This is a genomic window from Shewanella sp. GXUN23E (assembly GCF_050865035.1).
Taxonomy (GTDB): domain Bacteria; phylum Pseudomonadota; class Gammaproteobacteria; order Enterobacterales; family Shewanellaceae; genus Shewanella.
This window is the reverse complement of the sequence record NZ_JBOZWP010000018.1, coordinates 62639-75811: the sequence shown is the minus strand read 5'-3', so window position 1 is coordinate 75811 and position 13173 is coordinate 62639. Positions and strand designations below refer to the sequence as shown.

Annotated in this window: 9 protein-coding genes; 3 read left to right on the top strand and 6 right to left on the bottom strand. The window is 56.1% G+C overall.

The window, feature by feature from the left end:
- Positions 1 to 63 precede the first annotated feature (63 nt).
- Positions 64 to 1641, top strand: coding sequence for an AbgT family transporter (locus tag ACRRUX_RS15130; protein WP_432531810.1), 1578 nt, complete (start codon positions 64 to 66; stop codon positions 1639 to 1641).
- Positions 1642 to 1650: 9 nt separating this feature from the next.
- A complete protein-coding gene (gene pepT, locus ACRRUX_RS15125; protein WP_432531808.1) occupies positions 1651 to 2871 on the top strand; it encodes a peptidase T in 1221 nt (406 codons plus the stop codon).
- A gap of 154 nt (positions 2872 to 3025) precedes the next feature.
- Here pepT and ACRRUX_RS15120 read toward each other — a convergent pair whose 3' ends face one another.
- From ACRRUX_RS15120 to ilvC, 6 genes are all read right to left on the bottom strand, one after another.
- Positions 3026 to 4156, bottom strand: a complete 1131-nt coding sequence (locus tag ACRRUX_RS15120; RefSeq protein ID WP_432531806.1) for a pyridoxal-phosphate-dependent aminotransferase family protein — start codon at positions 4154 to 4156, stop codon at positions 3026 to 3028.
- Positions 4157 to 4703: 547 nt separating this feature from the next.
- Positions 4704 to 6287: a threonine ammonia-lyase, biosynthetic gene (gene ilvA / locus ACRRUX_RS15115; RefSeq protein WP_432531840.1), complete on the bottom strand. Its 1584-nt coding sequence runs from the start codon at positions 6285 to 6287 to the stop codon at positions 4704 to 4706.
- Positions 6288 to 6304: 17 nt separating this feature from the next.
- The gene (gene ilvD, locus ACRRUX_RS15110; protein WP_432531804.1) at positions 6305 to 8161 is read right to left on the bottom strand and encodes a dihydroxy-acid dehydratase; all 1857 of its coding nucleotides are present in this window, start codon (positions 8159 to 8161) and stop codon (positions 6305 to 6307) included.
- 48 nt (positions 8162 to 8209) lie between these two features.
- Entirely contained in the window at positions 8210 to 8461 is a 252-nt protein-coding gene (gene ilvM / locus ACRRUX_RS15105) for an acetolactate synthase 2 small subunit (protein ID WP_432531802.1), read from the bottom strand.
- Positions 8458 to 10173 carry an acetolactate synthase 2 catalytic subunit gene (gene ilvG, locus ACRRUX_RS15100; protein WP_432531800.1) on the bottom strand — a complete coding sequence of 572 codons (1716 nt, stop codon included), beginning with the start codon at positions 10171 to 10173 and terminating at the stop codon, positions 8458 to 8460. The genes ilvM and ilvG overlap by 4 nt, the downstream gene beginning before the upstream one ends.
- A 408-nt stretch (positions 10174 to 10581) precedes the next feature.
- Positions 10582 to 12060 carry a ketol-acid reductoisomerase gene (ilvC, locus tag ACRRUX_RS15095; RefSeq protein ID WP_432531798.1) on the bottom strand — a complete coding sequence of 493 codons (1479 nt, stop codon included), beginning with the start codon at positions 12058 to 12060 and terminating at the stop codon, positions 10582 to 10584.
- Positions 12061 to 12240: 180 nt separating this feature from the next.
- Between ilvC and ilvY the strand changes: the two genes are divergently transcribed.
- The gene (gene ilvY / locus ACRRUX_RS15090; RefSeq protein WP_432531796.1) at positions 12241 to 13116 is read left to right on the top strand and encodes an HTH-type transcriptional activator IlvY; all 876 of its coding nucleotides are present in this window, start codon (positions 12241 to 12243) and stop codon (positions 13114 to 13116) included.
- Positions 13117 to 13173 lie beyond the last annotated feature (57 nt).

Sequence of the window (13173 nt, the reverse complement as noted above, 5' to 3'; positions counted from 1 at the left end):
CGGCAGTGGCGGGCTTATGGTTGTCTCTATCAAGATAACAATCATATAAGAGCATCCAGGCCCATGACAGTTGGCACCTCCTCTCCCTCAACCCAGCACTGCAGCTGGTTGGACAAAATCGAAAATCTGGGCAACCGTATCCCGGATATCACCATGTTGTTTTTGTTTGCGACCCTGATCTGTATCGGTCTGTCCTTTGCGCTGTCCCATATTCAGTTTGACTATGTGCATCCGCTGACCCAGGAGCCTATCCGGGTTGTGAACCTGCTGAGCGCCGACGGCATGATGGGGCTGTTCAGCTCCATGGTGAAAAACTTTGTCAACTTCCCGCCTCTGGGCATAGTGATTGTCGCGACTCTGGGGATCGGCATCGCCGAAGGCTCTGGCTACATCACCACAGCGCTGAAAAAACTATTGTCAGTGGTACCTATGTCGGCCGTGACCCCTTCGGTGATCTTTATCGGCATTCTGGCGCATGTGGCATCCGACTCCGCCTATGTAATATTGATGCCTGTATCGGCCTATATCTTCTATAAAACCGGCAAGCACCCACTGGCTGGTATTGCCGCCGGGTTTGCCGGTCTGGCCGGTGGCTTTACCGCTTCTTATACGCCATCGATTATCGACCCGATCCTGGCCGGCTTTACTGAAACCGGTGCCCACGTGCTGGACCCGAACTACAGCGTCAATGTGCTGTGCAACTACTTCTACTCAGTGGCTTCTACCTTCGCGGTCATCGTCACCTGCTGGTACATCACCGACAAGATTGTCGAGCCGCGCCTGGCCAGCACCATGCCGGTAGACACTGCGCCTGAAGACTTAGGACAGGACGAAGCCAATCCAGGCCAGTTGAGCGAGGCAGAAACCAAAGCCTTCCGCCTGGCCAACCTGACGCTGCTGGGCTTAATTGTGTTGTGCGCAGCCCTGATGGCACCAGCGGACTCACTGCTGCGCGCCGCCGATGGCTCGCTGACTCACCCTAATGCCCCGGCGATGAAGCTGATTGTGCCGCTGCTGCTGGTGTTCTTCGCCTTGCCCGGCCTGGTGTATGGCTTTGTCAGCAAGACCTTTACCTCGGCCAAAGACATCACCAAATCCATGGAGAAAATCACCGCCTCGCTGATCTCCTTTATCGTGTTTGCCTTTTTCTGCGCCCAGTTCCTCTACTGTTTCGGCCAGTCTAATATCGGCAGCTTGATTGCGCTGTCCGGCGCCGAAGGCCTGAAAGCCCTGAACATGCCGGGACAACTGACGATTCTGGGCGTCATTCTGCTGACCGCCTGTTTAAACCTTATCATCACCTCAGCATCCTCCAAGTGGGCCATTCTGGCGCCTGTGCTGGTGCCCATGTTGATGGCCGTGGGCCTGTCGCCGGAACTGACCCAGGCCGCCTTCAGGATTTCCGACAGCGCCATTAACGTCAGCACCCCCATGTTTGCTTTCTATCCGCTGATCATCTCCTACATGCAGAAATACAGCTCGCAGTCGGGTATCGGCACTCTGGTGGCCATGATGCTGCCCTACTCAGTGGGTCTGCTTATCGCGCTGACCACCATGCTGTATTTATTCTGGGGGCTGGATATTCCCCTGGGCTTCAACAGCGGGTATACCTATCCCACCACGTTAAATGCCGGTCAGTAAGGATTTGTGATGACGACCCAAGATACTTTGCTTTATTACTTCCGCCGCTATGTGGCAATCAGCAGCCAGTCCAATGCGGCGGCCACTGAAGTGCCGTCCACTCAGGGACAGGTGGAGCTGGCCAAACAGCTGCAGGCGGATCTCCATGATCTGGGATTCAGCCAGACTGAACTGCTGGACTGCGGCATTCTGCTTGCCAAACTGCCAGGCACCAAAGCCGGCGCCAAAACTCTGGGTTTTGTTGCTCATCTGGATACTGTGGATGTCGGCCTGAGCCCGGATATCAAACCCCAGCTGCTGAAATATGAAGGCGCGCCGCTGCTGCTGAATGCCCAGCAGGGGATCAGTGTGTCTGAGCACGAATGCCCCGAGCTGGCCAAATATCTGGGGCAGGAGATCCTGTTCAGCGATGGCACCAGCGTGCTCGGTGCCGACAATAAGGCCGCCATCGCCGTGATGATGACCCTGGCAAAAGCGCTGAGTGAGCACACCATAGAGCACAGCGATATTTACTTTGGTTTTGTGCCGGATGAAGAAATTGGCCTGCGCGGCGCCAAGCTCATGCCACTTGAGCGGTTCCCGGTTGACCACTGCTACACCATTGACTGCTGCGAGTGCGGTGAAGTGATATTTGAAACCTTCAATGCCGGCAGCGCCCGGCTTGAAGTTAAAGGCATTACCGCTCACCCTATGAGCGCCAAGAATGTGCTGGTAAACCCGAATCTGGTGGTGGCAGACTTTATCGCCATGGTGCAGGACATGGGTCGTCCCGAACTGACCGAAGGCCGTGAAGGCTATTTCTGGGTGACCGATATCAGCGGTAATCAGAACCGGGCTCAGGCCTCTGTGGCGATCCGCGACTTTGATGCCCACAGCTACCATGCCCGTAAACAGTATCTGCAAAATCTGCTGACCTTCCTGCGCCACAAGCATCCAAAGGCAGAGATCACACTGACGCTGACCGACGTTTACAGCAACATCGCCCAGGCCATGGGAGAAGATACATCAGCACTGGATAATCTGTATCAGGCGCTGCAGGATCTGGATATTCCGGCCAAAACCATTCCCATGCGCGGCGGCACCGACGGCTCAGCCCTGTCGGCCATGGGGCTGTTCACCCCCAACTTCTTTACCGGCGCCCATAACTTCCACAGCAAGTATGAGTTCCTGCCGCTGCCATCGTTTGTCGCCAGCTATCAGGTCGCCAAACGTCTGGTGGAACTGGCATAAGCGACTTAGAAGAGAAAAGAGAATCTAATCAAGAAGAACACGAAGGACGCGAAGAACAGCTCAAATAGCCATCTTTTTTTTTCCTTCGTGTCCTCTGTGTAGCAAACGGAGTGAGCGCTTCGTGGTGAAGCGCTTTTTCCATTAAAGAAAGGGATTACTTCAATACATCCTCCAGTGCCCGCAGGCACAGGGCGACGTTTTCACGGCGTGCACCAAAACCCATCAGGCCGATCCGCCAGGCTTTACCCGCCAGCGCACCCAAGCCCGCCCCAATCTCCAGATTGTACTGCTCCAGCAATTGCTTGCGCACCGCAGCGTCATCCACACCATCGGGAATATACACGGCATTGAGCTGTGGCAACCGGCTTGCGTCTTCAACCACAAACTCCAGTCCCTGCTTTTCAAGGCCAGCCTTCAGCAGCTGATGCATATCGCGATGACGCTGCCAGGCGTTTTCCAGCCCTTCGTTGGCCAGCAATCTGAGTGCCTCATGCAGGGCATACAGGGCGTTGACCGGCGCAGTATGGTGATAACTGCGTTTACCGGCCCCACTCCAGTAACCCATCACCAGGGTCTGATCCAAAAACCAGCTTTGCACCGGGGTTTTACGGGATTTGATTTTCTCTACCGCTGCCGGAGAGAAAGACACAGGCGATAACCCCGGCACGCAGGACAAGCACTTCTGCGACCCTGAGTAGATGGCATCTATGCCCCACTCGTCTACTCGCAGCTCAACCCCGCCCAGCGAGGTCACCGCATCGACAATGCTCAGGCAATTGTGTTGTTTGGCCAGCGCACACAGACCTTTGGCATCCGACAGCGCGCCGGTAGAGGTTTCAGCATGCACAAAAGCGAGGAATCTGGCATCGGGATTGGCATGCAGCGCCACTTCCACTTCGGCCAGATCCACCGGCTCACCCCACTCGTTGTCCACCATCACCACCTGACCGCCACAGCGCTCGACGTTCTGGCGCATACGTTCGCCAAACACACCATTGCGACACACGATCACCTTGTCACCCGGCTCCACCAGATTGACAAAGCAGGTTTCCATGCCGGCGCTGCCGGGCGCAGATACCGCCACAGTGACCTCATTTTCGGTTTGGAAAGCATACTGGATAAGCGCCTTGAGCTCGTCCATCATGCCGACAAACAAGGGATCCAGGTGACCAACTGTGGGTTTGGATTGCGCCGCCAGCACCTCAGGATAAACATCAGATGGCCCGGGCCCCATCAGAATGCGGCGGGGCGGATTAAAGGGCGGAAACTTGGGTGCAGCAATCATGTCATTCTCCTTCAATGGGCAGGTTCGACATCAGCCGTGCCCGCCGGGTTTAGAGTTATCACTCAGCAGCTTACGTTATCACATTCAGCCCGGCGTACAGCCCCTGCTTTAGGCTAACTTTGACTGGAAACGGGTTTTCAGCGTATTTCACCAAACCTGCTCCACTGCTCGGCAAACAAGGCAGAAACCGATGCACTCAACTTGTATAGACAAGTTTCAACCGACGTCAATAATGACCAAAGATAAAGACCCACAACAAACATTGGCAGTAACAACAGACGGCCACAGGTGACTTGTAAATCCATCCCAGGACGCTCAGCGACAATATCCTATTGTCAACAGTTACCAGCGGCATCTGATTGCTTCATATCGCTGCGTAAATGACTCAATTCACATGCAGTTCAAGCCATAACGGAGTTAAATAAGACCTGCTAAATCTTGTCCTGCAGTGAGAGATTTTTCTTCAAGACAAGGCCAGAGGTTGCGACGTGTAGCAGCGCTACACGAGCAGCCGATAACGCAGTATTGATGAAAAAGATCCACTGCCCTAAGTCAAAAACAGTTTATAAGCGGGGCTTGTTGTTTCTTCCTGATACACAAACCCCAGCTCATCCAAAAACTGCTGGAACAACTCCCCATCCTGCTTTGGTACTTCAAACCCCACCAGCACCCGGCCAAAGGCTGCGCCATGGTTGCGGTAGTGGAACAGACTGATATTCCACTTGCTGCGTGAGGTAGTAAGAAACTTCAGCAGCGCGCCCGGATGTTCAGGAAATTCAAAACTGAACAAGCGCTCTTGCAGTTGCTCCGGCGGACGACCACCCACCATATAGCGCACATGCAGTTTGGCGGTTTCATCGTGGGACAAGTCCTGCACTTCAAAGCCCTGTGCACTGAGGCCAGAGATAATCTCATCCAACTCAGCCTGACCGCTGCTTAAGCGAATACCGGCAAACACCACGGCACCATTACGGCCGCTGAAGCGATAGTTAAACTCTGTGATGGCGCGATTACCCAGATGCTCGCAAAAACGCAGGAAACTACCCGGGATTTCAGGCACTTTGACCGCCAGCACCGCCTCACGATGCTCGCCCAGCTCACAGCGCTCGGACACATATCTCAGGCTGTGAAAATTAACATTGGCACCGCTGAGAATGGCCGCGACTTTGGCAGGCTTGTCAGTGCCAAGCGCGGCAGTGTGCTTCTTAAGCCCGGCCAGTGCCAGCGCGGCAGTGTGCTTCTTAAGCCCGGCCAGTGCCAGCGCGCCGGCAGGCTCGGCAATCGCCCGGGTGTCTTCAAAGATATCCTTAACCGCCGCGCAGATCTCATCAGAGCTGACGGTCACCACCTCATCGACAAAGGCCTGCGCCAGCCGGAAAGTTTCCTCGCCGATGCGCTTGACCGCCACGCCATCGGCAAACAGCCCGACCTGAGCCAGGGTCACAGGCTCACCCGCCTCCATGGCAACTTTCAGACAAGCAGCATCCTCAGGCTCAACCGCGATAACCTTCACCTCAGGCATCACTGCCTTGTAGTAGGCGGCAATCCCGGCCACCAGCCCGCCACCGCCAACCGGTACATAAACAGCCTGCAGATCCTGCTGCTGTTGCAGCATCTCCTGCGCTACTGTGCCCTGCCCGGCGATCACCGCTTCATCATCAAATGGCGCGATATACACCCGCCCCTCTGCCGCCGCCTGGGCTTTGGCATGGTCATTGGCCATATCGAATGACTGGCCATGCAGCACCACAGTGCCGCCGCGGCGACGCACCGCATCCACCTTGATATCCGGCGTGGTAGTGGGCATGACGATCACCGCCGAGATCCCCAGACTGGAGGCGGACATCGCCACCCCCTGAGCATGGTTACCGGCCGAGGCACATATCACCCCCCGCGCCTGCTCAGCCTGGCTCAAGGCCGCAATGCGGTTGTAGGCACCGCGCAGTTTAAAGGAGTGCACCGGCTGCAGATCTTCACGCTTGAGCAGCACCTGACAACCCAGCCGGGCTGAGAGTTTGTCCATCGGCTGCAGAGGCGTGACACTGGCGATGTCATACACCCGCGAGCGCAAGATCCGCTGCAGGTAATAGTTGGCCAGATTTAACTGTGATTCTTTGGCAAGGGCCAGCATCAATCGTCCTCCCCTTTTTACTCAGACAACAGGCTTTTATCGCGCACTGCGCCCTTGTCGGCACTGGTGGCCAGCATGGCATAAGCCTTCAAAGCCAGAGATACAGGACGCACCCGCGCCAGCGGCTTCCACGCCAGCGGCCCTTTGGCCTGCATGGCCTCACGGCGCGCCTGCAACTCGGCCTCACTCACCTCCAGGGAGATACTGCGGCCGGGAATGTCGATCGAGATGGCATCGCCATTTTCAATCAGGGCAATAGTGCCGCCGGACGCCGCCTCGGGAGAAATATGACCGATAGACAAGCCGGATGTACCGCCGGAGAAGCGCCCGTCGGTGATCAGCGCGCACTGGGTGCCCAGACCGCGGGATTTGAGGTAGCTGGTGGGATACAGCATCTCCTGCATCCCCGGGCCGCCTTTGGGGCCTTCGTAGCGGATCACCACCACATCACCGGCCACCACTTCGCCGCCAAGGATGCCGGCCACCGCATCGTCCTGACTCTCATAGACTCTGGCGCTGCCTTTGAACGTCAGGTTGGACTCATCCACCCCGGCAGTTTTCACTATGCAGCCGTTTTCGGCGATATTGCCGGAAAGCACCGCCAGCCCGCCGTCCTGGCTGAAGGCAAATTCACGACTGCGGATACAGCCTTCACGGCGATCCACATCCAGCGTGTCCCAGCGACAATCCTGACTGAACGCCTGGGTGGTAGGAATACCGGCAGGCCCGGCGCGAAACATCTGCCGCACCTGCTCATCATCAGTGACAGTGACATCAAAGCGCGCCAGCACTGCCGTTAAATCGCCATCATCCAGTGCTACATGGCCCACATCGGTATGCAAGAGTCCGGCGCGGTTTAACTCACCCAGAATGCCCATTACGCCACCGGCGCGATGCACATCTTCCATATGATATTTAGGGGTGGAGGGCGCCACTTTACACAGGTGCGGCACCTTGCGTGACAGGCGGTCGATATCCGCCATGGTGAAGTCTACTTCCGCCTCCTGCGCCGCTGCCAGCAGGTGCAGCACGGTATTGGATGAGCCGCCCATGGCGATATCCAGAGTCATGGCGTTTTCAAAGGCCTTGAAGTTGGCGATATTGCGTGGCAGCACAGATTCATCATCCTGCTCATAATAACGTTTCGCCAGCGCCATCACCCGGCGGCCGGCCTGCAGAAACAGCTCACGGCGATCGGCATGGGTAGCCAGTAAAGAGCCATTGCCCGGCAACGACAGCCCCAGCGCTTCGGTCAAACAGTTCATGGAGTTGGCGGTAAACATGCCGGAGCAGCTGCCGCAGGTCGGGCAGGCACTGCGCTCGATTTTTTCTGAATCGGCATCACTGACGCGGTGATCGGCGCCGGCCACCATGGCATCCACCAGATCCAGCTTGATGATTTTATCCGACAGCTTGGTCTTGCCCGCTTCCATCGGGCCGCCGGAGACAAACACCACAGGGATATTCAAACGCAGCGCAGCCATCAGCATGCCCGGGGTGATCTTGTCGCAGTTGGAGATACACACCAGCGCATCGGCGCAGTGAGCATTGACCATGTACTCGACACTGTCGGCAATCAGTTCCCGCGATGGCAAGGAGTAAAGCATGCCGCTGTGGCCCATGGCGATGCCATCATCCACAGCTATGGTATTGAACTCTTTGGCAATACCACCGGCCTGCTCGATGGCACCGGCCACCAGCGCACCCATATCTTTAAGATGCACATGGCCAGGCACAAACTGGGTAAAGGAGTTGGCGATGGCGATAATGGGCTTGCCGAAATCCGAGTCTTTCACCCCGGTGGCACGCCACAATGCCCGCGCACCGGCCATGTTGCGTCCCTGAGTACTGGTTGCTGATCTTAACTTTGCCATCCTGGATCCTTACTGCTGACTGTTCTGTTCAATGATTAGATTCGGTAATTAGACGCGGGCAGCTCTGGCAGCCTGCTCATTCAATACGGTACACAAATTCACATCCACCAGCTTGGACAGCTGGTTGCTGAGCAGCTCAATCGCCCGCTCGGCCTCGACTGTCATGGCCAGCAGACTGCTGTCGCCCTGCTCACGCATCTGCATATGGGTTACCCTGAAACCACGGTGGCGCACCACCCGCAATACCCGCTCCAACACCTCAGGTTGGCGACTGACTTCCAACTCCAGTGAATGCATCATCTCTGTTTCTCCATACTGTCGAGCATTTGGTTATTGGCGGCGCCGGGGGGAACCAGGGGCCAGACGTTAAAGCCATCGTCGATGGCGACATGCAACATAAAAGGGCCGGGGGCGGCCAGCATTTCATCCAGCGCGCTGTCTACTTCACTGGCCTTACTGATATGCCGCCCGGGAATATTGAAAGCCGAAGCCAACAGCAGAAAATCCGGGTTATCGGACAGGTCGGTTTCACTCAGACGACCGTCGAAAAACAGCTGCTGCCACTGCTTGACCATGCCCAGCTTCTGATTGTTGAGCAGCAGAATTTTCACCGGCAAGCCCATGCGTTTGATGGTGGCCAGCTCCTGCACATTCATCATAAAAGAGCCGTCGCCGGATACCGCCACCACAGTGGCGTTGGGCCGGGCAAACTGAGCGCCAATGGCGGCGGGCAAACCAAAGCCCATGGTGCCAAGACCGGCGCTGGAGAGGTGATCCTCAGGGCGGGCAAAACTCATGTGCTGCGCCACCCACATCTGGTGCTGACCGACATCGCAGGCCACCACGCTGTCCTGCGGCAGTTTTTGTGACAGTTTGCGTGACAGGCTGTTAAGCATGGCCGGGGCATAGATAAGTTCGCCCGGATGGTCATAATCCCAGGCATGCTGTTGTTTAAGTGCGGCGACACTGTCACGCCAGGGCTGAATCGCCAGCTCCATGCTGATCGCCGGCAGCACATCACACAGATCGGCGGCGATTGCCACATCAGGGCGGCGCAGTTTGCCAAGCTCAGCCGCATCAATATCCAGGTGGATCACTTTGGCGTTGGGCGCAAAGGTCGACAGCTTACCTGTCACCCTGTCATCGAAGCGGGCGCCAATTACCAGCAGGAGATCGCACTCCTGCACCGCCAGATTGGCGGCTTTGAGACCATGCATGCCGAGCATACCCAGATACAACTCGTCATCACCAGGCACACAGCCCAGGCCTTTAAGGGTGCAGACAGAAGGCATTTGAGTTTGCCTGAGAAAACGGCGCAGCGGCTCAACCGCGCCGGCCATACCCACGCCACCGCCGACATAGGCCATCGGCTTGTGGGCACTGGCAATTAACGCGCGGGCCTGCTCCAACTGATCCGGCGATAGCGGAATGGGATCACTGACGGGCTGCAACGGACGGCGATACTCCAGCTGCGCCACCTGAATATCTTTGGGAATATCCACCAGCACGGGGCCGGGACGTCCTTCGGCGGCCAGTTCAAAAGCCTGATACAGAGTCGGGATCAGCTCATCAACTGAATTGACCATAAAGCTGTGCTTGGTGCAGGACAGCGACAGACCAAGCACATCGATCTCCTGGAAAGCATCGGTGCCAATCAGCGATCTCGGCACCTGCCCTGTGATAGCCACCACAGGCACTGAATCCAGCAGAGCATCGGCCAGCGCAGTAATCAGATTGGTGGCCCCCGGACCTGAGGTGGCCAGACATACACCGGTACGGCCGCTGGCCCTGGCATAACCCACCGCGGCAAAAGCCGCGCCCTGCTCGTGACGGGTCAGTACATGCTCAACCTCTCCGTCATATAGGGCATCGTATATCGGCATAATGGCACCACCCGGATAACCGAATACCCGATCTACACCATGGGCGGCCAGTACTTTGACTACGGCATCTGCGCCGCGGATCTGCCTGGTGTGATTATCCTGTTGTTGCTGCTGCGTCGTGTCTGTCATTTTTTCACTGCCCTGATAACGAAAAACCCCCCGGTCCTTTCGGAGCGGGGGGTTGACGATTTTGTCGCCTTTCGGCTGTCAACTGGCCATAAGCCGCCCCCGCTGTGACTTAATAATCACCACGGTAATAATCACTAGGATCAGCGCTGTTGCTGTTGTGATTAGAGCGGACAGAGGGTTAAACATGGGTTGACAGTTTCCTTGAATTCTTCAGTTCATCCCGGTTTGGCAGCCACAAAGGCGCCTGACCGATGAATACCTTTTAAGCAATAGCATAAAGCCGTTAACCAACACAACCACTAATCGCTTTGTTTCGTAACAATTCAAAAAATATTCAACTTGTCCGCCACCGGGTAAAAAACTGGACGCAGCCTCTGTGGCTAAGAAGACTGCGCCCAATGTTCACACTTATTGGGCAGAAATACGCTTCATATCTGTCATATAACCGCGCAGCTCTTCGCCGATGTACTCAACCGCCGTGTTGCGAATAGCTTGGTTCACTTCGATAAGACGTACGTTATCTACCTGATTACTGGTAGATTTCAGGCCAGCGCCCAGATACTCACTGGACATGGCATTGACGAAGTCACGCAGCAGTGGCACTGCCGCATGGTTGAACAGGTAGCAACCGTATTCCGCCGTATCGGAAATCACCACATTCATTTCATACAAACGCTTGCGGGCAATGGTGTTGGCGATCAGCGGTGTCTCGTGCAGTGACTCATAGTATGCAGACTCTTCGATAATACCGGCATCCACCATGGTATCGAACGCCAGCTCCACACCGGCCTTGATCATGGCCACCAGGAAAATGCCCTTGTCGAAATATTCCTGCTCGGCGATATGCCCGGTGTACTTGGGCGCACACTCAAAGCCGGTTTCATTGGTTTCGGCGCGCCAGCGCAGCAGATTGGCGTCATCGTTAGCCCAGTCCTGCATCATGGTGCGGGAAAATTCGCCGCTGATGATGTCGTCCATGTGCTTTTCAAACAGCGGCTTAAGCAGCGTCTTTAATTCTTCCGCCAGCTCGAAGGCGGCGATTTTGGCCGGGTTGGACAGGCGGTCCATCATATGGGTAATACCGCCGTGCTTGAGCGCCTCGGTCACGGTTTCCCAGCCCTGCTGAATGAGTTTGGCGGCGTAGCCTGGCTCAACACCGTCAGCGACCATTTTGTCATAACCCAGAATGGCACCGGTTTGCAGCATGCCACACAGGATGGTCTGCTCACCCATCAGATCGGATTTCACTTCAGCAATAAAGGAGGAGTGCAGTACCCCGGCGCGATCGCCCCCTGTGGCACTGGCATAGGCCTTGGCGATCTCCAGACCATCACCCTTGGGATCGTTTTCCGGATGGACGGCGATCAGGGTCGGCACGCCAAAACCACGCTTGTACTCTTCACGTACTTCGGTACCCGGACACTTGGGCGCCACCATGATGACTGTGATATCAGGGCGCACCTGCATGCCCTCTTCCACTATGTTAAAACCATGGGAGTAAGACAGGGTTGCGCCCTGCTTCATCAGTGGCATCACCGCATTGACCACAGGGGTGTGCTGTTTGTCCGGCGTCAGGTTAAGCACCAGATCGGCCTGCGGGATCAGCTCTTCAAAACTGCCCACGGTAAAACCGTTTTCAGTGGCTCGCTGCCAGGAAGCACGTTTCTCGGCAATCGCTTCCGCACGCAGGGCGTAGGCAATCTTCAGCCCTGAATCACGCATGTTCAGGCCCTGATTCAGCCCCTGGGCACCGCAGCCCAGAATCACTATGTTCCAGTCTTTGATGTAGTCGCAGCCATTGCTGAACTCATCCTTATCCATAAAGCGACACTGACCCAACTGGGACAACTGCTGACGTAAATTCAGGGTATTGAAGTAATTAGCCATCCTGCGCACCTACTGCTGATAAATGTTTGAATTTGCATAATCCCAGGCACCAAATTGTGGCCAGGATTTGCACTGTTTCACACTATATCCCATGGCAAATGTTGCTTGAAATGATATATTCACAAAATGTTGTTGCGCATTTTGCAACATAACCATCACTCGTTGGAAAATAATCAGCTTATGGATATCCGCTCACTGCAGCTCTACCTGCACTTGTGTGACAGCCTCAATTTCAGCCGCACGGCAGAGCAGATGCACATGAGCCCATCGACGCTCAGCCGGGCGCTGCAACGACTTGAGCAGCAGGTTGGCAGCAGTTTGATGGAGCGGGACAACAGATCGGTAGCCCTGACCCGGGCAGGAAGGGAGTTTCAGCACTTTGCCCGGCAAACGGTGGCAGACTGGCAGCAGCTCAAAGCCCGACTGGATCCCCAGACCCAGTTGACCGGCAGGCTGAACCTGTATTGCTCGGTCACCGCAGCCTACAGTCATCTGCCGGCATTACTGGATAAATTCCGGCGCGAACAACCGGCGGTAGAGATCAATCTGATCACCGGCGATGCCGCCAATGCGGTTGCCGAAGTGCAGCAGGGACGGGCGGATATCGCCATTGCCGCCAGACCGGACATACTGCCCACCAGCCTGGCCTTCATCGCTATCGATACCGTGGCGTTGCACCTGAGCGTGCCTGTGGTGCCCTGCCACACCCGGCAATTGCTGCAACAAAAGCCGGTTCCATGGGAGCAACTGCCGTTTATCGTGCCGGATCACGGCCCGGCAAGGCGTCGCTGTGATGCCTGGTTTCGGCAGATGGGAATAAGACCGACCATCTATGCTCAGGCTTCAGGACATGAAGCCATCACCTCTATGGTGGCGCTGGGCTGTGGCGTGAGTATTCTGCCGATGGCGGTGCTGGCTCACAGTCCGGTGCGGGACAGAATTGAACTGCTTGAATCTCCGGTGCCGATTGAGCCTTTTGTGCTGGGCTGCTGCTGCAAAAAACAACGCACTGATGATGGCATCATCAGTGCGTTTCTCAGTGTCATCAATCAATAGCGCTGTTAATCAACAGCCTGTTGAGCGGTGGCAATCCAACGAAGTATAGATTGCAGG